This is a genomic window from Mycobacterium persicum, from assembly GCF_002086675.1.
GTDB classification, from domain to species: Bacteria; Actinomycetota; Actinomycetes; order Mycobacteriales; family Mycobacteriaceae; genus Mycobacterium; species Mycobacterium persicum.
Map to the genome: position 1 here is coordinate 104344 of NZ_MVIF01000001.1, position 17670 is coordinate 122013.

19 protein-coding genes and 1 pseudogene are annotated in these 17670 nt (G+C 66.0%); 9 read left to right on the forward strand and 11 right to left on the reverse strand.

Features of this window, described 5'->3' with window-relative positions:
• Positions 1 to 7: 7 nt before the first annotated feature.
• The 6 genes from BST40_RS00445 to infA form a co-directional block, all read right to left on the reverse strand.
• Positions 8 to 1051 carry a DNA-directed RNA polymerase subunit alpha gene (locus tag BST40_RS00445; protein ID WP_075547086.1) on the reverse strand — a complete coding sequence of 348 codons (1044 nt, stop codon included), beginning with the start codon at positions 1049 to 1051 and terminating at the stop codon, positions 8 to 10.
• A 92-nt stretch (positions 1052 to 1143) separates the two neighbouring features.
• Entirely contained in the window at positions 1144 to 1749 is a 606-nt protein-coding gene (gene rpsD, locus BST40_RS00450; protein WP_023371068.1) for a 30S ribosomal protein S4, read from the reverse strand.
• Between the two features lie 8 nt (positions 1750 to 1757).
• Complete coding sequence (rpsK, locus tag BST40_RS00455) at positions 1758 to 2186, reverse strand: 30S ribosomal protein S11 (RefSeq protein ID WP_023371066.1); 429 nt, start codon at positions 2184 to 2186, stop codon at positions 1758 to 1760.
• Positions 2187 to 2189: 3 nt separating this feature from the next.
• Positions 2190 to 2564, reverse strand: coding sequence for a 30S ribosomal protein S13 (gene rpsM / locus BST40_RS00460; protein WP_023371064.1), 375 nt, complete (start codon positions 2562 to 2564; stop codon positions 2190 to 2192).
• A gap of 182 nt (positions 2565 to 2746) precedes the next feature.
• Positions 2747 to 2860 carry a 50S ribosomal protein L36 gene (gene rpmJ, locus BST40_RS00465; RefSeq protein ID WP_003879483.1) on the reverse strand — a complete coding sequence of 38 codons (114 nt, stop codon included), beginning with the start codon at positions 2858 to 2860 and terminating at the stop codon, positions 2747 to 2749.
• 50 nt (positions 2861 to 2910) lie between these two features.
• Positions 2911 to 3132, reverse strand: a complete 222-nt coding sequence (gene infA / locus BST40_RS00470; protein WP_003418601.1) for a translation initiation factor IF-1 — start codon at positions 3130 to 3132, stop codon at positions 2911 to 2913.
• Between the two features lie 254 nt (positions 3133 to 3386).
• Here infA and BST40_RS00475 point away from each other — a divergent pair, with 254 nt between their 5' ends.
• The 5 genes from BST40_RS00475 (at position 3387) to BST40_RS33105 (ending at position 7195) form a co-directional block, all read left to right on the forward strand.
• On the forward strand, positions 3387 to 4280 hold the full coding sequence (locus tag BST40_RS00475; RefSeq protein ID WP_075547085.1) for an LLM class F420-dependent oxidoreductase: 894 nt from the start codon (positions 3387 to 3389) through the stop codon (positions 4278 to 4280).
• A gap of 115 nt (positions 4281 to 4395) precedes the next feature.
• Positions 4396 to 5391: a dTDP-glucose 4,6-dehydratase gene (gene rfbB, locus BST40_RS00480; protein ID WP_075547084.1), complete on the forward strand. Its 996-nt coding sequence runs from the start codon at positions 4396 to 4398 to the stop codon at positions 5389 to 5391.
• 1 nt (position 5392) lies between these two features.
• Positions 5393 to 6001, forward strand: coding sequence for a dTDP-4-dehydrorhamnose 3,5-epimerase (gene rfbC, locus BST40_RS00485; protein WP_075547083.1), 609 nt, complete (start codon positions 5393 to 5395; stop codon positions 5999 to 6001).
• A 142-nt stretch (positions 6002 to 6143) separates the two neighbouring features.
• On the forward strand, positions 6144 to 6590 hold the full coding sequence (locus BST40_RS00490) for a lipoprotein LpqH (RefSeq protein ID WP_438269425.1): 447 nt from the start codon (positions 6144 to 6146) through the stop codon (positions 6588 to 6590).
• A 137-nt stretch (positions 6591 to 6727) separates the two neighbouring features.
• Positions 6728 to 7195 (forward strand): hypothetical protein, encoded by a 468-nt coding sequence (locus BST40_RS33105; RefSeq protein WP_131808292.1) that lies wholly within the window; start codon positions 6728 to 6730, stop codon positions 7193 to 7195.
• 8 nt (positions 7196 to 7203) lie between these two features.
• Here the strand turns inward: BST40_RS33105 and BST40_RS00500 are convergent, their stop codons facing one another.
• On the reverse strand, positions 7204 to 7614 hold the full coding sequence (locus tag BST40_RS00500) for a hypothetical protein (RefSeq protein ID WP_075547081.1): 411 nt from the start codon (positions 7612 to 7614) through the stop codon (positions 7204 to 7206).
• Between the two features lie 265 nt (positions 7615 to 7879).
• On the opposite strand from BST40_RS00500, the gene BST40_RS00505 reads away from it, so the two are divergent.
• Both BST40_RS00505 and BST40_RS00510 read left to right on the forward strand, forming a co-directional pair.
• Positions 7880 to 8575: an ABC transporter ATP-binding protein gene (locus tag BST40_RS00505; RefSeq protein WP_075547168.1), complete on the forward strand. Its 696-nt coding sequence runs from the start codon at positions 7880 to 7882 to the stop codon at positions 8573 to 8575.
• Positions 8569 to 11088: an ABC transporter permease gene (locus BST40_RS00510; protein WP_371686865.1), complete on the forward strand. Its 2520-nt coding sequence runs from the start codon at positions 8569 to 8571 to the stop codon at positions 11086 to 11088. Before BST40_RS00505 ends, BST40_RS00510 begins: the two co-directional genes overlap by 7 nt.
• A gap of 342 nt (positions 11089 to 11430) precedes the next feature.
• Here the strand turns inward: BST40_RS00510 and BST40_RS31365 are convergent.
• From BST40_RS31365 to BST40_RS00530, 4 genes and pseudogenes are all read right to left on the reverse strand, one after another.
• Positions 11431 to 11982: pseudogene (locus BST40_RS31365) on the reverse strand (PPE family protein); the annotation flags it as partial.
• Positions 11983 to 12105: 123 nt separating this feature from the next.
• A complete protein-coding gene (locus BST40_RS00520) occupies positions 12106 to 12687 on the reverse strand; it encodes a class I SAM-dependent methyltransferase (protein ID WP_083153107.1) in 582 nt (193 codons plus the stop codon).
• A gap of 41 nt (positions 12688 to 12728) precedes the next feature.
• Entirely contained in the window at positions 12729 to 13322 is a 594-nt protein-coding gene (locus BST40_RS00525; protein WP_075547078.1) for a DUF4389 domain-containing protein, read from the reverse strand.
• Positions 13319 to 14536, reverse strand: a complete 1218-nt coding sequence (locus BST40_RS00530; protein ID WP_075547167.1) for an FAD-dependent oxidoreductase — start codon at positions 14534 to 14536, stop codon at positions 13319 to 13321. The genes BST40_RS00525 and BST40_RS00530 overlap by 4 nt, the downstream gene beginning before the upstream one ends.
• Before the next feature lie 443 nt (positions 14537 to 14979).
• On the opposite strand from BST40_RS00530, the gene BST40_RS00535 reads away from it, so the two are divergent.
• Both BST40_RS00535 and BST40_RS00540 read left to right on the forward strand, forming a co-directional pair.
• Positions 14980 to 16500 (forward strand): CoA-acylating methylmalonate-semialdehyde dehydrogenase, encoded by a 1521-nt coding sequence (locus BST40_RS00535; protein ID WP_083153109.1) that lies wholly within the window; start codon positions 14980 to 14982, stop codon positions 16498 to 16500.
• A 6-nt stretch (positions 16501 to 16506) separates the two neighbouring features.
• Positions 16507 to 17667: an acyl-CoA dehydrogenase family protein gene (locus tag BST40_RS00540; RefSeq protein WP_075547076.1), complete on the forward strand. Its 1161-nt coding sequence runs from the start codon at positions 16507 to 16509 to the stop codon at positions 17665 to 17667.
• Positions 17668 to 17670: the final 3 nt, after the last annotated feature.

The following is a 17670-nucleotide window of genomic DNA, read 5'->3' on the forward strand; positions in this document are numbered from 1 at the left end:
CGCAAAATTAAAGCTGTTCGGTTTCGGCGTAGTCCTGGTCGTCGTAGGAACCCTCCGTGGACCAGGTGCCGGTGGCCACGTCGTAGCCCGCGACCTCCGACGGGTCGAAGGTGGGCGGACTGTCCTTGAGCGACAGACCCAGCTGATGCAGCTTCACCTTCACCTCGTCGATGGACTTCTGACCGAAGTTGCGGATGTCGAGCAGATCGGACTCGGTGCGCGAGACCAATTCACCGACGGTGTGCACGCCCTCACGCTTGAGGCAGTTGTAGGAGCGGACGGTCAGATCCAGGTCGTCGATGGGCAGCGCGAACGAGGCTATGTGGTCGGCCTCGGCCGGCGACGGCCCGATCTCGATGCCTTCGGCCTCGATATTGAGCTCGCGTGCCAGACCGAACAATTCGACCAGCGTCTTGCCCGCCGACGCCAGCGCGTCGCGTGGCGTGATCGAACTCTTGGTCTCCACGTCGAGAATCAGCTTGTCGAAGTCGGTACGCTGCTCGACCCGGGTGGCTTCCACCTTGTAGGTGACCTTGAGCACCGGCGAGTAGATGGAATCGACTGGGATACGGCCGATTTCGGCACCAGAAGCCCGGTTTTGGACCGCCGGGACGTAGCCGCGGCCACGCTCGACGACGAGTTCCACTTCCAGCTTGCCCTTGTCGTTCAACGTGGCGATGTGCATGCCGGGGTTGTGCACCGTGACACCGGCCGGCGGCACGATGTCGCCGGCGGTGACCTCACCGGGACCCTGCTTGCGCAGGTACATGGTGACCGGCTCGTCCTCCTCGGAGGACACGACGAGGCTCTTGAGGTTCAGGATGATGTCGGTGACGTCTTCTTTGACTCCCGGCACCGTGGTGAACTCGTGCAGCACGCCGTCGATGCGAATACTGGTGACGGCCGCACCCGGGATAGACGACAACAGGGTGCGTCGCAGCGAATTGCCAAGGGTATAGCCGAATCCGGGCTCCAGCGGTTCGATGGTGAACTGGGACCGGTTGTCGGTGAGGACTTCCTCCGACAGGGTGGGACGCTGAGAGATCAGCATGGTGTTTCTTCTTCTCCTTCTCGGCACCCGCTATTTGATGCCGTCGGGGTACTTAGGGGACCGGTTCTCCTTCGAGCCCCCCGAGGGTGCGGTTACTTGGAGTAGAACTCGACGATCAGCTGCTCGGTCAGCGGGACGTCGATCTGGGCGCGTTCGGGCAGTTGGTGGATCAGGATGCGTTGCCGCTCCCCCACCACCTGCAGCCAGCTCGGGATCGGCCGGTCACCCGCGGTCTCCCGGGCGATCTGGAACGGCACGGTGTTCAGGGACGTGTCTCGCACGTCGATGATGTCGTACTGCGACACCCGGTAGCTGGGGACGTTGACGTGCACGCCGTTGACGCTGAAATGCCCATGGCTGACCAGCTGGCGGGCCATCCTGCGGGTGCGGGCCAGGCCGGCGCGGTAGACCACGTTGTCCAGCCGGCTCTCCAGGATTCGCAGCAGTTCCTCGCCGGTCTTGCCGGGCTGCCGCACGGCCTCTTCGTAGTAGCGGCGGAACTGCTTTTCCATGACGCCGTAGGTGAAGCGGGCCTTCTGCTTCTCCTGCAGCTGCAGCAGATATTCGCTTTCCTTGATTCGGGCGCGGCCGTGCTGGCCGGGCGGGTAGGGACGCTTTTCGAAGGCCTGGTCGCCGCCGACAAGGTCGGTGCGCAGCCGGCGCGATTTACGGGTGACGGGTCCGGTGTAACGAGCCATGTTGTCTGCTAGACCCTTCTGCGCTTGGGTGGGCGGACGCCGTTGTGCGGCTGGGGGGTGACATCAGAGATCGCACCGACCTCCAGGCCGGCGGCCTGCAGCGAGCGGATCGCGGTCTCACGGCCCGAGCCCGGCCCCTTGACGAACACGTCGACCTTGCGGACGCCGTGCTCCTGTGCCTTGCGCGCGGCGTTCTCCGCAGCCAGCTGCGCGGCGAACGGCGTCGACTTCCGAGAACCTTTGAAGCCGACATGACCCGACGACGCCCAGGCGATGACATTGCCCTGGGGGTCGGTGATCGTCACGATCGTGTTGTTGAAGGTGCTCTTGATGTGGGCGGCGCCGTGCGGGACGTTCTTCTTTTCCCGCCTCCGGGTCTTCTGTCCCTTTTGACCCTTCTTGGCGGCGCCGCTTGCTGTTTTCTTGGCGGGTGGCATCGGTTACCTGGCCTTCTTCTTGCCTGCGATGGTGCGCTTGGGACCTTTACGGGTCCGCGCGTTCGTCTTGGTCCGCTGGCCACGCACCGGCAGCCCACGGCGGTGCCGCAGACCCTGGTAGCAGCCGATTTCGATCTTGCGGCGAATGTCGGCCTGCACCTCGCGGCGCAGGTCACCCTCGATCTTCAGGTTCGCTTCGATGTAGTCACGCAGATGGGTGAGCTGGTCGTCGGTGAGATCCCTGGTACGAAGGTCCCGGTCGATGCCGGTGGCGGCCAGAATTTCGTTGGAGCGGGTACGGCCGATGCCATAGATGTAGGTCAGGGCGACCTCCATCCGCTTGTCGCGCGGCAGGTCGACGCCGACTAGTCGAGCCATAGATGGCGTTTCCTCTTTCTCGGCGGAGGTGTGGTCCCAGTCCGTTCCCGCCAAACTTGCGGGGCCCGGCCTCCGTCCGGGCGTGGATGAGCCGGCCCATCTCTAGAGATGCCAGCCGCTCATTGGTGCTGGGAGGTCTGCATTCAGTTGTCTGTGGTGCTCCGCCGGGTCCGGCGGCTTGACTAACCCTGCCGCTGCTTGTGACGCGGATCGGAGCAGATCACCATGACCCGCCCGTGTCGACGGATCACCCTGCACTTGTCACAGATCGGCTTGACGCTCGGGTTCACCTTCACGGCAGTCTCGGTCCTGTTCTCTGGGTGTTTGGTCTCAATGCCGGCGCGGGCTACTTGTACCGGTACACGATGCGGCCCCGGGACAGGTCGTAGGGAGACAACTCCACCACCACGCGGTCCTCGGGCAGGATGCGGATGTAGTGCTGCCGCATCTTGCCGCTGATGTGGGCGAGCACCTTGTGGCCGTTTTCCAGCTCAATGCGAAACATGGCATTGGGCAGGGGTTCGACCACGCGACCCTCGACCTCGATGGCGCCGTCCTTCTTGGCCATTGCGTTCTGGCGATCCTCACTTCTTGTCAGTGCACCGGGTTCGGCGCAGCACCTGCCCGGACTACAAACGTGAGCCGGTGGTGGAAATTCCGCGAAGCGTTTCCGAGAAATTTCGGGACTGGGCACGCCAGAAGCCGGCACGGACGCCGCACCGTTGGTCCACAATACCCGCATCGCCGCGTCCGACGCAAAACCCGGCAGCAATCGCAGGAATCGCAGGAATAGGCTGCCAGGACCGGCGGGTTGGACCCACCGTGACCGATTCTGGTGCCAGTGCCCCCAATGCTCCCGACGATCAAACCAGTTCTGCCGCCGGCAAGCCGGACCTCGGCCGGTTCGGATCCTTCGGATGGGGCGTAACCCCTCAGCAAGCCAGAGAAATCGAAGCCCTGGGCTACGGGGCCGTCTGGGTGGGTCGCTCGCCACCCGCGGAGTTGGCCTGGGTGGAACCGATTCTCGAGGCGACGACCACCCTTCAGGTGGCCACCGGCATCGTCAACATCTGGTCGGCGGCTGCCAAGCCGGTCGCCGAGTCGTTCCACCGGATCGACCAGGCCTACCCGGGTCGTTTCCTGCTGGGTATCGGTGTCGGCCACCCCGAGGCGACCGCCGAGTACCGACAGCCTTACGCGGCCCTGGTGCAGTACCTGGACCAGCTGGACGAGTACGGCGTGCCGGCCGACCGACGCGTGGTGGCGGCCCTGGGTCCCCGGGTGCTCAAGCTGTCGGCCGAACGCAGCGCCGGGGCCCACCCCTACCTGACCACCCCGGAGCACACCGCGCAGGCCCGCGAACTGATCGGCCCGTCGGCGTTCCTGGCGCCCGAACACAAGGTGGTGCTGACCACAGACCCCGAGCGGGCCCGTTCGGTGGGCCGCAAGGCCCTCGACGTCTATTTCAACCTGACCAACTACCGCAACAACTGGAAGCGGCTGGGCTTCAGCGACGACGACGTCGCCCGGCCGGGGAGCGACCGCTTGGTCGACGCGGTGGTCGCCTACGGCACCCCGGAGGCGATCGCGGCACGGCTCCAGCAGCACCTCGACGCCGGCGCCGACCATGTCCCCGTTCAGATCCTGACCAACGCGGAGAACCTGGTCCCGGCGCTCGCCGAATTGGCCGGTCCACTCGGGCTCACCCGGGCCTAGTGACGGAGGTCGTTTCGGTCAACCCCGAACACTGCGGCTCGCAGACCGAGGAGACGTTGTTGCCGGCACCGACCGAACTGGCCGGGCCGCTGGGACTACCCGTTAGGGTTTGGCCATGCGGCTGCTAGTTACCGGTGGAGCGGGCTTCATCGGCGCCAACTTCGTGCACAGCACCGTGCGCGAACGCCCCGAGGTTGAGGTCACGGTCCTCGATGCGTTTACTTACGCCGGCCGGCGCGATTCGCTGGCCGACATCGCGGACGCGATCACACTGGTCGAAGGCGACATCACCGACACCGAGCTGGTTTCCCGGCTGGTGGCCCCGTCGGATGCGGTCGTGCATTTTGCGGCCGAAACCCACGTCGACAACGCGCTGGACGACCCCGAACCGTTCCTGCACACCAACGTGATCGGGACGTACACGATCTTGGAGGCGGTCCGGCGCCACGGCGTGCGGCTGCACCACATCTCCACCGACGAGGTCTACGGAGACTTGGAACTCGACGACCCGCAACGGTTCACCGAGGCGACACCGTACAACCCGTCGAGTCCGTACTCGGCGTCCAAGGCGGCCGGTGACATGCTGGTCCGGGCCTGGGTGCGGTCCTACGGGGTACGCGCCACCATCTCCAACTGCTCCAACAACTACGGGCCGTATCAGCACGTCGAGAAGTTCATTCCGCGCCAGATCACCAATGTGCTCACCGGGCGGCGACCCAAGCTCTACGGCAGCGGCGCCAACGTCCGCGACTGGATCCACGTCGACGACCACAACAGCGCGGTATGGCGAATTCTCGAAAAGGGCCAGATAGGCCGGACCTACCTGATCAGCGCCGAGGGCGAGCGCGACAACTTGACCGTGTTGCGCACCCTGCTGCGGATGATGGGCCGCGACCCCGACGATTTCGACCACGTCACCGACCGAATCGGTCACGACCTGCGTTACGCCATCGACCCGTCCCCGCTCTACGACGAATTGGCTTGGGCGCCAGCGCACACCGATTTCGAAGAGGGATTGCGCACCACCATCGACTGGTATCGCGACAACGAAGCGTGGTGGCGACCGCTGAAAGACGCCGCGGAGGCACGCTACGAGCAGCGCGGTCAGTGACATGAAGGTACGCGAACTCGACATCCCCGGCGCCTGGGAGATCACCCCTGCCATCCACGGCGATTCGCGCGGGCTGTTCTTCGAATGGCTAACCGAGCGCGACTTCAGCGCTTTCGCGGGTCATCGCCTGGACGTCCGGCAAGCCAATTGCTCGGTATCGGCGGCCGGTGTCTTGCGCGGTCTGCATTTCGCCGAGTTGCCGCCGGGCCAGGCCAAGTATGTGACCTGCGTATCCGGCTCAGTGTTCGATGTCGTCGTCGACATCCGTTTGGGTTCACCGACATTCGGGCGATGGGATGCGGTGGTGCTCGACGACGTAGACCGCCGGACGGTGTACATCTCCGAAGGCTTGGCACATGGTTTCCTTGCACTGCAAGATAATTCGACCGTGATGTATCTGTGCTCGGCGGAGTACAACCCGCAGCGCGAGCACACGATCTGCGCGACAGATCCATCGCTGGCGATCGATTGGCCGTTGGTCGACGGTGTGGCGGCGAGCCTGTCCGACCGCGACGCAGCGGCCCCCGGTCTCGACGAGGTACGCGCCACGGGCGTGTTGCCGACCTGGGCAGCGACCCGGAAATTCATCGACGCGCTGCGCGGCGAGTAATTCGCATCTGTACGTCGGCTACGCCGCCATACATACTGCTTCAGAAGATCTGCCGGTATCGCGGGTGCGGACCTATCCGAAGGAGAACTTGGTGAAGCGTGAGTTGTTGATCGCCGTCGGGGCGGCGACAATCGTCGCGGGTATGGCGGGATGCTCCAACGACAACAAGTCCGGACCGTCATCCAGCACCGCCACGTCGTCGAGCGCCGCCTCGAGTTCGACGTCGGCGCCGGCGTCGAGCAGCACCCCGGCCGCGTCTGGAGAAACCAAGGTCGTCATCGGCGGCCAGCCGCAAAACGTCAGCGGCCCGGTGGTGTGCTCGACGAATGCCGGCAGGTTCTCCATCGCCGTCGGCGACATGGCGACGGGAGTCATCGTCGGCTTGGAGCCGGACGGCTCGGTGGTGCACAGCGCCGGCCTGGGCACCGTCGACGGCGTGGTCATGAGCTTCACCGAGGGCGTGCCCGACGAGAACGCCAGCGCCACCAAAACCGGCAACAGCTACCACATCACCGGTGTGGCCAGCGGTGTCGACAATGCCGGTCAGCAGGTGCACAAGCCGTTCGAGGTCGACGTCACCTGCCCCTAGCAGCCGCATCGGCTACCTCGATGCCGTCACCGGTCCGAAGCCGGGTGAAGGTTCGGCAATAACAGCACATCCGCCTGGTCCGCCACGTAAATCTACCCGGAGCGCAACCTCCAGGTAGCAGCGCGATCGGCCAGTTGTTGTCTGGAGCTGCCGCGCCGAGCACGCAGCGCGACGACTGGCTGGAACGGATGACACTCGGGGAGCAATTCGACCCGCGAAAAAACGCGCTGAACGCATTTCGGCTCGCCCTGGCGATCGCGGTGATCCTGTGGCACTGCTTTCCGCTCACCGGCCGCGACGTGGATGTCCCGGCGGTCCGTCAACTTCTCAGCTCGGTACGCTTTTCCATGCGCACGGATCTGTCATATGGCGTATACATTTTCGCGTTCCCCATCCAGCGGTTGCTGGTCATCGGCGGGCTGGACAACGTGAACCCATTTGCGTTGTGGGGCATTGCGACCCTGGCCACGCTGCCGATCGCCGCGCTGAGCTGGTTCCTGGCGGAAAAGCCCGCGCTGTCGTGCAAAACCCGCTTCCTGAAGAGGAAGTCCGCTGCTCGCGGCCGGCCGCATTATCGCGCCAACGCGCAGGCCGCGCTGCGCTAACCCCGAAGCTACGACCGCCGCAACGACCTCCGGCGGGCTGCGACGACGGCGACCCACAGCGCCACCGTCACCAGTTCGGCGCCGGCACTGAACCCCGCGTGCGGTGCGGGATGCCAGCCACGTTCGGAAAAGCCGGAAATCCCGACGGTGCGCGACCGGGCGAAAGCGGTCAACGAGCCGCCCGCGACCGCCGCCGCTACCCAGCACAACCACCCCGGACTGCCTAACAGAACCAACACCGCCACTGCGAACGAGACACTGGCCCCCACGAGAAAAGCGGCGCCGATCACCGGGATGTGTTGGTATCCATGGACATAGAGACAAGCATGGCTGATGGCGCTGACGGCCACCGATGCAGCGATGCAGCGATGCAGCGATGCAGCGATGCAGAATCGAAGCAGTCTTACCGTGGAAGTCATTGCAGTGTTCGCTCTTTCAACGCCAGCCGGTGCTCCCCGCGGGTATAGCTCACCTCGCGGATGCCGAGCGCGTCACCGGAGGCCGGGTTACACCCGCCGACGAGGATACGATGAAACGCGATATTCGACGCCGGCAGAATCGAACCGATTCGCGACCGGTCTCGTAGTAACGCATGTGGGTAGCGGCCGTCGCACGCAGGGTGGTTCGGTCTCGCCGCGGACCGCGGCGCCAGCAATCGGTGCCGCCGGATCGCCCGGCCACGAGCTGACCATCGAACTCCGTGATGTGGCCCGCCAGTATCGGGTCGGGGGCCAGACCGTGCGCGCACTGCGCCGCGTCAACCTGGACTTGGCAGGCGGGCGGTTCGTCTCGGTCGTCGGGCCGTCGGGCGCGGGCAAGAGCACGTTGTTGCATCTGCTGGGCGCGTTGGACAGCCCCGACTCCGGGTCCATCATCTTCGACGGCGAGGAGATCGGCCGCCTCCGCGATGAGCAGCAGTCGCAATTCCGGCATCGTTGTGTGGGGTTTGTGTTTCAGTTCTTCAACCTGTTGCCGACGTTGTCGGCGTGGGAGAACGTGGCGGTGCCCAAGCTGCTCGACGGTGTCCGACTGGGTAGGGCCAAAGCCGAAGCGGTTCAGCTGTTGCACCGGGTGGGGCTGGGTAACCGCGCCGAGCACCGGCCGTCGGAACTGTCCGGGGGTCAGATGCAGCGGGTTGCGGTGGCGCGGGCGTTGATGATGGACCCGCCGCTGATTCTTGCCGACGAGCCGACCGGGAACCTCGACTCCACGACGGGCGCTTCGATTTTGGCGTTGCTCGCCGAGGTGGCGCACGAACCGGGCCGCGGTCGGCTGGTGGTGATGGTGACCCACAATTCGGACGCCGCGGCGACCACCGATCGGGTGATCACCCTGCAGGACGGCCGGGTCTGCTGTGACGCGGCGGTGGCGCCATGGTGAGACCGGGCTCGACATTGCCGGCTGCGGCAAGCCGGCTACGACTGTTCGGCCTGCGCGAGCTTGCCGTGCATCGCCGCCGCACCAGCGCCTCCATCGCCGTCATGGCAGTGGCGGCGATGTACCTGGTTGCGGTATTCGGCATCTTCGGATCGATCACCGGATCGGTCAACCGATTGGCCGACGGCGTCGCCGGCCTTGCCGCGCTCGAGGTTTCGGGCATCACCGATGCCGGCTTTCCCGACACGATCGCGGCCGACGTCGCGGCGGTCCCCGGTGTCGGCACTGCGGCGCCGATGATCCGGATGTCGGCGCCCACGGCGTCGGGCCCGGTACTGCTTTTCGGCGCCGACGCTCGCAGTGCCGAGCTGAGCGGCGCCCTGAAAGACGCCTTCAAAAGTATTGGGGCACAACCGTTGGACGCGCCGTCGACGACTCCCGGCGGAGTTCGGGTCGGACCCGGTGCCGGCCACCCGAAAGGCGAGACGTTCCGGCTGGGCTCGGGCTCGGTCACCGTCGTCGAGGTGCTCGGAGGCCGGCGACTCGCCGAGCTCAACGGCGGCCGTTATGTCCTGGCGCCACTTGCCTTGGCGCAGAGCGTTACCGGGCGTCAAGGCCGGCTGGACTCGATACTGATCACCACCCGGCCGGGGGCCGATCTTGCCGCGGTGCGCGCCGGCGTGGTCGCCGCGGTGAACGGTCGCGCCATTGTGGCCAACCCGAGCATGCGGGCGACACGGGCCGGCGACGGTGTGAAGCTGATGAACTACATGGCCCTGATGGGCGCCGGGGTTGCCTTGCTGGTCGGCGCATTCCTGATCTACACCACGATGACCATGACGATTGCTCAGCGGCGGCCCGTCATCTCGCTGCTGCGCGCGATCGGCGGCCGGCGCATCGCCATAGTCGGCGACCTACTCGCAGAGTCCGCGGTTCTCGGGCTGGTCGGCGGAGCTATCGGGGCGTGCGGCGGAATAGTCTTGGGCCGCATGGCGATTGGCCGGCTTCCGCCGGCACTGACCCAGGGGCTGGAGGCTCGTGTCGAGTACTGGCTGCCCGGCTATGCGCTACCGGTTGCCTCGGCGACGACGATGCTCACCAGCGTGGCCGCGTCCGCGATGGCCGCCCGGCAGGTGTACCGGGTCTCGCCGATCGAGGCTTTGGCGCCGGTCGGGGTCTCGTCGGCAGATGTGGTGCCGCGTTGGCTGCGGGTCGCGACCGGGGCCGCAGCCGTGGCGATGTTCGCGGCGTCCAGCCTGGTCGTGGTCGACCACCGCGTCAGGTACGCCTTGGCCGCGATGCTTGCCCTGTTCGGCGCCGAGATCGCGCTGGGGTTTGCGCTCACCGCGCCCGTCGTCGGCGCCGTCGCCGCGACGGCGCGAAGGTTCGGACCGGCGGGCGCACTCGCGGCGGCGACCATCCAACGGGCGCCGCGGCGCGTCTGGGCGACCGTCATGACCGTGTTGATCGCGGTTGTCACCACGGTGGTGATCACCGGCACCAACTCCGACATGATCTCCTCCGCGCGGGAAATCTTCGCTCCGGTGGCCGGCGTCGACGTGTGGGTGAGCGCAGATCCGCCGGACAGATACCCCACCGACCCACTGCCGCAAGGCCTTTCCGAACAGTTGGCAGCGGTGCCCGGCGTCGCCCGGGTTACCGAGGGAGCGGCTGCGTTTGCCGTGGTGGGCGGTACCCGGGTGCTGCTCGACGGGTTTTCCCCCGGAACCGCCGACTCGCTCTACCGGGCGCTGGATGATCGGGTGCGCGAGGAGGTGCTGGCCGGGCGGGGCGTGGTGCTCACCCGGAATCTGGGTGCGGCGCTGCGGGTGCGGGTCGGAGATCAGCTGCCATTGGACACCCCGCACGGACGGCAACGGCCCACCGTGTTGGCGCTGGTGCCGTACTTCTCCACCGTCATCGGCACGGTGGGGATGAGCCTGGATCAGCTGCGGTCCTGGTTCGACCGGCCGGCGGCGACCACACTGCAGATCACCGCGGCCCCGGGCGTTGATCGACATCGCTTGTCGGACAACGTGCGACGGGTGGTGCCGCCACCGAATTACGTGTACGACGGTCGCGCGGCACTGGCGGGCGCTGCAGCCCCGCTGCGGCAGAGCATGTTCATCGCCGACGCCGTCTGGATCATCGTGGTCTTCGTGGCCGGCGTCGCGCTGCTCAACACGTTGACACTGTCGGTGCTGCAACGGCGCCGGGAGATCGGGGTGCTGCGGGCAATGGGCTGCAGTCGGCGGTTCACGGTGCAGATGGTGTTGGCCGAGGCGGCGGGCATCGGGGTTGTCGGTGGTGTCGCGGGGCTTGCGTTCGGACTGACCGACCAGTGGCTGTACAGCCTCGTCAGCGCGGACGTCATGAACTTCGGGGTTGGTTTCCGGCCGGGCCCCTCAGCGCTCGTGTTGACGATCGGCGCCGTGGCGGTCAGCCTGCTCGGCTCGTTGCCACCCGCAGCGCGCGCCTCGCGACTGAACATCATCGAAGCCATCGGGCTCGAATAGTTTCCTACAGTTTCGAATAGTCTCGAATGGTCAGAAACCAAGGGGAAGAAGTGCGGTAAACAACGGCGCTAAGGGATCGGTGACAGGAAGTGCGAGCGAACTGTTCAAGAACGGCAAGACCGGGCTTCGGAAGGTGTTTATCGTCTGCCCGGGCGCGCCCAGGCCCAAGGTGGGCTCAAACCCGGAAGTCAATGTATTAGTGAAGAGTGGACTCGAAATAACCAGTCCGACGAAATTATTGTCGTCAGGGTCAGCAAGAGCCGTGCTGGTGAACAAGCCGAAATTGGTGGTTTGACTCATCAAATCGGGGTCGCTCGCTACCGGGTTGGTGACCGGGCTGAGGCCCAATATTCCGGCGAGCCGGCTTGCTAGGTCGTGCAGCGCCTGCAGCCATGGCTCCAGCTGCGCCGCTGCCGCCGATGCACCGGCATGGTAGCCCGCCATCGCGGCCACATCCTGAGCCCACATCTGTTCGTACTCGGCCTCGACGGCCGCGATCGATGGAGCGTTCTGCCCAAAGAAATTCGACAAAATCAACTGCACCAACCCGTCCCGGTTGGCCGCCACGGCCAGCGGATGGATCGTTGCCGCCCGCGCAGCCTCGAACGCGTCGGCCACCGCCTGCGCCTGCGCGCCCGCCGCCGTCGCCCGATCCGCCGCCGCGCTCAGCATCGCGGTATAGGGGGCCGCCGCGGCCGCCATCGCGACGGACGCCGGACCCTGCCACGCCTGGCCCAACAACCCCGACGTCACCGACGAAAAGGACGCCGCCGCACCGGCCAATTCCTCTGCCAATCCATTCCAGGCCGCGGTGGCAGCCACCATTGGGGCCGAACCGGCACCCGAAAACAGCCGCGCCGAATTGACCTCCGGCGGTAACACCGAGAAATTCACGATCACCGGCCCCCTTTTTGTCGATGTATATTTTGGCGACCGCCCCCGCGCCGAAAAGTTAAACCTTGATTTTATACCCTCGCAAGCGATATGTTCAAGATGCCGGCAACAAATTTGTGCCCATTATTCGTCGACTACGACGGCGACTCCTTGCAGATGGGGTGTGCAGGGCGGCGGCACCAGGGTCCGGGGAATACTGCGCAGTCCGCTGGTGTCGAATCCGGCCTTGGCAATCGCGTCGATCGTTCGGCGGTTCGGCTCGCAGCCGCACGCCAGCCGAGACCAGGGCCTTGCGATCAGGTCCTGGAACCGGCCCATCGCGCCCGCACCGCGAACGTGCTCGAGGACGACCAACCTGCCCCCGGACACCAACACCCGCCGGATCTCAGCGAGCGTGGCGGCCACGTCGTCGACCGAGCACAGCACCAGGCCGATGTGCACCGAGTCGAAGCTGTTGTCCGGGAAGGGAATCGACTCGCCCACCCCGTCGACTACGTCGACCGCGATGCCGTTGCGGCGCGCCAGTGCGGCAGCCATCCGCCGAAACGCCGCCACCGGCTCCACGGCGGCGACCGACGTCACCGCGGGCGGAATAAACCGCAAATCGGTTCCGGGACCGACACCGACCATCAGCAACCGGCCGACCGCGTGGCTCATCGCCTCTCGTCGATACCGGTGGTAGAACGTCCGGTTGAAGAGCGGCATCCCGAATCGATACACGTACGGAAACAACGAATTAGCGTGCGTCAGCTACCACCTTGGTCGAGTCGGAACGGGGGATACTCGTCTCGCATCAACGAAACGTAGACCGCCACCCGGTATCGCCACCGAACGATGCCCATCAGGAGGTCGAACATGCCCTGATGGATTGTTCCGGTGCACAGCAACCACACCGCGGAGATCACGCACAGCACCTGCAGCAGCGGTTCCATCGCCCAGCACAGCAGTATCTGCGGGAGTCCCAGCAGCCACGACTTCACCAGCACACGCCATTTCCCCAGCCGCTGCGGAAAATCCACCTGGAGATCACCCGGGTAGTCGGGCCGAGACGCGAGCGTGAAAGGTGGGTATTTGTCGGTGCTGTTCATCGGGAACCGGTAGTTCATGACTCGCCAGGACCAGCGCAGCACTCCGACGTTGAAGTCGAAGACGCGGCGCGGATAGCGTCCGGTGAATACGATCGCGACACCGGCCGCGACGGTCAGCAGCGGATACACCGCATAGAGCAGTATCAAAACCGGGTAGTGCGGGACGGCGAGCACACACCACTTGAACAGCCACAGCCAGCGCGAGGGCGTATCGATCGCGCCTCGTACCCGTACCGGGTCGGCCGCGTTCATCGCACCGCACCCGACGCAGTGGCCCGCACGGCGTCTCGGCTGATTTCAGCAGCAATCCGGCGGTGACTGGTTCCACTCAAGAACGTGGTCAGCGCCCAGGTGTGGAGCCTGTCGGAGATCATTGCTGCCGGCTTGAGCACGGACTCACGGTGCGACACCGGTAGCGACGCCACCCGCGAAACCGCCATGACCTTGCGGCGCCTGGTCTTCTCGTACCACCGCAGCGCGGCTGACACGTCGCTGGTGCCGAAGTCGCGAAGCGCTTTGCGCAACACCATCGTGTCGAGCAGCGCCTGATTGGTCCCCTGCGCGAGGGTGGGCGGCATGGTGTGTGCGGCGTCGCCGAGCAACGTCACCGCGCCGCGACCCGGAGGCGGAATGGGATGGCGAAAATGCGGGTAGGGCGAATGGACCACGTCGTCATCGGTCAGCGCCGCCAATACTCGATCGACCGTGCCGGACCATCCGGCGAACGTGGTACGGATCATCTCGATCGGACGTTGCGGCCTCACGAAGTCGTACGACCACGGCAGATCGAACCACCACTGCACATCGCAGCCTCCGGCAGGCCACAGGCCGGTGTTCCCGCGGTCGCCGATGATGACCTGCGCGACATGCTTGTCGGCGAGATCCGGCAGGGTGACCAGTCCCTGCCAGCTACACCAACCGGTCGGCTGTGCGTGCTGCGCGCCGACGATATCTCTAATCGTCGAGTGCAGGCCGTCGGCGCCGATCACCAGATCCGTTGCGGCCGGCTTGCCGTCGCGAAATTCGACCCGCACGCCGTCGTCCCCGCCGGCCACCCCGACCACACAGGCGTCATAGCAGATGCGTTCGGCCGGAAAGCCTTTCAGTAGCCGTTCCACCAGGATCTGGCGTGGCACCATCCGGACCGGCGCGCCCAGCCGACGCACCATCGCGGCCACGTCCAGCGTGGCCAGCGGACGACCCGTAGACGTCAGGACCCGTACGGCAGAAAGCAATTGGCCGGCACCGTCCATGTCGACGCCCAGCTGCCCCAGCACGGTCGCGCCGTTGGACCAGATGGTGACGGCGCCGCCACCTGCCTGCGCATCGGGGCGCCGTTCGAACACGGTGACGTCGTGCCCGTCGCGCAGGAGCCCCCGCGCAATAGATAGACCGCCGACACCGGCTCCGACGACAAAGATTCGAAGCGCCCTTGCCTGGGCTCGTCGGCGGCGCCCAAGAGTCATCAGCACGCGTCCGTTCAACCGGTGGAATGCCCTCACCCCGAATGACGAATCCGCACTCGGTTCGGTTCACCATGGCCAGGCGCGACGTGGCCGCATGTGCCATCGATCGCCCGCACCGAGTCCGCCAACAGGTCCCGACGGCCGGTGACGAGCCTTCTCGAATGCCGGCGGCCACGCAGTGCACTCTTACGTGCCGCGCGCAGCACCGCATTCACCACGCGGCCAACCTGCGCGGCTACCCGAACGTTCCTGGCCAAGCACCGCTCGGCGCGCTCGCGCCCGCATCAGCGCCCGGACGGGCTTCGTCGGACAAGCCGGAACGGTATGTAGGCCGGATGGGAGCGGCAAGTCACCCCGCTTGCGCCCCTCGACAGGTAGTTACTAGGATATGCAAGTATCGGACGCCGCACCGCTACTCCGCCGCTCACAACCAGGGACAAGCCATGACCACACATATTCCGCACTTCATCGACGGCCAGCGCACCACCGGCCAGTCCACCCGCACCGCCGACGTCTTCGACCCCAACACCGGCCAGGTCCAGGCGAAAGTGCCGATGGCGGGCCGGGCCGACGTCGACGCCGCGGTGGCAGCGGCCCTCGAGGCCCAAAAGGGCTGGGCCGCATGGAATCCGCAACGCCGCGCCCGGGTGCTGATGCGGTTCATCGAGTTGGTCAACGACAACAACGACGAACTGGCCGAACTACTGTCACTCGAGCACGGCAAGACGCTGGCCGACGCCGCGGGCGACATCCAGCGCGGCATCGAGGTGATCGAGTTCTGCCTCGGGATCCCGCATCTGCTCAAGGGCGAGTACACCGAGGGCGCCGGGCCGGGTATCGACGTCTACTCGCTACGGCAGCCGCTCGGCGTCGTCGCCGGGATCACCCCGTTCAACTTCCCGGCGATGATCCCGCTGTGGAAGGCCGGCCCGGCCCTGGCATGCGGAAATGCATTCCTGCTCAAGCCGAGTGAACGTGACCCGTCGGTCCCGCTACGGCTGGCCGAACTGTTCGCCGAAGCCGGCCTGCCCCCCGGCGTCTTCCAGGTCGTGCACGGTGACAAGGAAGCCGTCGACGCTATCCTGAATCACCCCGACATCAAGGCGGTCGGGTTCGTCGGCAGCTCCGACATCGCCCAGTACATCTACGCCGGGGCCGCCGCGACCGGCAAGCGCTCGCAATGCTTCGGCGGCGCCAAGAACCACATGATCGTGATGCCCGACGCGGACCTCGACCAGGCGGTCGACGCGCTGATCGGCGCGGGCTACGGCAGCGCCGGCGAGCGCTGCATGGCGATCAGCGTCGCGGTCCCGGTCGGTGAGCAGACCGCGGAGCGGTTGCGCGCCAGGCTGATCGAGCGAATCAACAACCTGCGGGTCGGCCACAGCCTGGACCCTAAGGCCGACTACGGCCCGCTGGTCACCGAGGCGGCGCTGACCCGGGTGCGCGACTACATCAATCAGGGCGTCCAGGCCGGCGCCGAGATCGTCATCGATGGCCGCGAACGGGCCAGTGACGACCTGACTTTCGGCGACGCGAACTTGGAGGGCGGCTTCTTCATCGGACCGACGCTGTTCGACCACGTCACCCGGGACATGTCGATCTACACCGACGAGATCTTCGGGCCGGTGCTGTGCATGGTGCGCGCCCACAACTACGAGGAAGCGCTGCGCCTGCCGTCGGAGCACGAGTACGGAAACGGGGTGGCAATCTTCACCCGCGACGGCGATACCGCTCGCGACTTCGTCTCGCGGGTTCAGGTGGGCATGGTCGGTGTCAATGTTCCGATCCCGGTCCCGGTGGCCTATCACACTTTTGGCGGCTGGAAACGCTCCGGGTTCGGCGACCTCAACCAGCACGGCCCGACCTCGATCCAGTTCTACACCAAGGTCAAGACCGTCACCTCGCGCTGGCCGTCCGGCATCAAGGACGGTGCCGAGTTCGTCATCCCGACAATGCAGTAAGCAGCCATGTTTACCCTCAACGACGACGAGCGGGTGATCACCGAGACGGCGGCTGCGTTCGCCGCAAAGCGGCTTGCACCACACGCTCTGGAATGGGATGCCAGCAACCACTTCCCGGTCGACGTGCTGCGCGAGGCCGCCGAACTCGGGATGGCCGCCATCTATTGCCGCGACGACGTGGGCGGCAGCGGACTGCGCCGGCTCGACGGGGTGCGCATCTTCGAACAGTTGGCCATCGCCGACCCGGTCACCGCCGCCTTCCTGTCCATCCACAACATGTGCGCCTGGATGATCGACAGCTTCGGCACCGACGAACAACGCAAGGACTGGATACCGCGGCTGGCCACAATGGACGTCATCGCCAGCTACTGCCTGACCGAGCCCGGCGCCGGCTCCGATGCCAGCGCGCTCAGCACCCGCGCCGTCAAACAGGGTGGCGACTATGTGCTCGACGGCGTGAAGCAGTTCATTTCCGGCGCCGGGGCCTCGGATGTGTACGTGGTGATGGCCCGCACCGGCGCGGACGGCCCCCGCGGCATATCGGCCTTCGTGATCGAAAAGGGCACTGCTGGAATGAGTTTCGGTGCGCTCGAAGAGAAGATGGGCTGGCATGCGCAACCGACAGCCCAGGTGATCCTCGACGGGGTTCGGGTGCCCGCCGATGCCATGCTGGGTGGCGCCGACGGGGAGGGTGCGGGCTTCGGCATCGCGATGAACGGTCTCAACGGCGGCCGGCTCAACATCGCGGCGTGTTCACTCGGCGGCGCGCAGGCCGCTTTCGACAAGGCCGGCGCCTATGTGCGCGAGCGGCACGCGTTCGGGGCCAGCTTGCTGGACGAACCCACCGTCCGGTTCACCCTGGCCGACATGGCCACCGGGCTGGAAACCTCGCGAATGTTGTTGTGGCGAGCCGCGAGTGCACTCGACGGCGACGCCGCGGATAAGGTCGAGCTGTGCGCGATGGCCAAGCGCTATGTCACCGACGCCTGCTTCGAGGTGGCCGACAAGGCGCTGCAACTACACGGCGGGTACGGCTACCTGCGCGAGTATGGTCTGGAGAAGATCGTCCGCGACCTGCGGGTGCATCGAATTCTGGAAGGGACCAACGAAATCATGCGGGTTGTCATCGGCCGGGCCGAGGCCGCGCGGTTTCGCGCTACCGTTTAGGAG

Excerpts from the sequence above, each read along its gene's own strand:
- BST40_RS00445 (WP_075547086.1), bottom strand. The coding sequence starts at position 1,051 with ATGCTGATCTCTCAGCGTCCCACCCTGTCGGAGGAAGTCCTCACCGAC.
- rpsD (WP_023371068.1), bottom strand. The coding sequence starts at position 1,749 with ATGGCTCGTTACACCGGACCCGTCACCCGTAAATCGCGCCGGCTGCGC.
- rpsK (WP_023371066.1), bottom strand. The coding sequence starts at position 2,186 with ATGCCACCCGCCAAGAAAACAGCAAGCGGCGCCGCCAAGAAGGGTCAA.
- rpsM (WP_023371064.1), bottom strand. The coding sequence starts at position 2,564 with ATGGCTCGACTAGTCGGCGTCGACCTGCCGCGCGACAAGCGGATGGAG.
- infA (WP_003418601.1), bottom strand. The coding sequence starts at position 3,132 with ATGGCCAAGAAGGACGGCGCCATCGAGGTCGAGGGTCGCGTGGTCGAA.
- rfbB (WP_075547084.1), top strand. The coding sequence starts at position 4,396 with ATGCGGCTGCTAGTTACCGGTGGAGCGGGCTTCATCGGCGCCAACTTC.
- rfbC (WP_075547083.1), top strand. The coding sequence starts at position 5,393 with ATGAAGGTACGCGAACTCGACATCCCCGGCGCCTGGGAGATCACCCCT.
- BST40_RS00490 (WP_438269425.1), top strand. The coding sequence starts at position 6,144 with ATGGCGGGATGCTCCAACGACAACAAGTCCGGACCGTCATCCAGCACC.
- BST40_RS00500 (WP_075547081.1), bottom strand. The coding sequence starts at position 7,614 with ATGACTTCCACGGTAAGACTGCTTCGATTCTGCATCGCTGCATCGCTG.
- BST40_RS00510 (WP_371686865.1), top strand. The coding sequence starts at position 8,569 with ATGGTGAGACCGGGCTCGACATTGCCGGCTGCGGCAAGCCGGCTACGA.
- BST40_RS00520 (WP_083153107.1), bottom strand. The coding sequence starts at position 12,687 with ATGCCGCTCTTCAACCGGACGTTCTACCACCGGTATCGACGAGAGGCG.
- BST40_RS00525 (WP_075547078.1), bottom strand. The coding sequence starts at position 13,322 with ATGAACGCGGCCGACCCGGTACGGGTACGAGGCGCGATCGATACGCCC.
- BST40_RS00530 (WP_075547167.1), bottom strand. The coding sequence starts at position 14,536 with ATGACTCTTGGGCGCCGCCGACGAGCCCAGGCAAGGGCGCTTCGAATC.
- BST40_RS00535 (WP_083153109.1), top strand. The coding sequence starts at position 14,980 with ATGACCACACATATTCCGCACTTCATCGACGGCCAGCGCACCACCGGC.
- BST40_RS00540 (WP_075547076.1), top strand. The coding sequence starts at position 16,507 with ATGTTTACCCTCAACGACGACGAGCGGGTGATCACCGAGACGGCGGCT.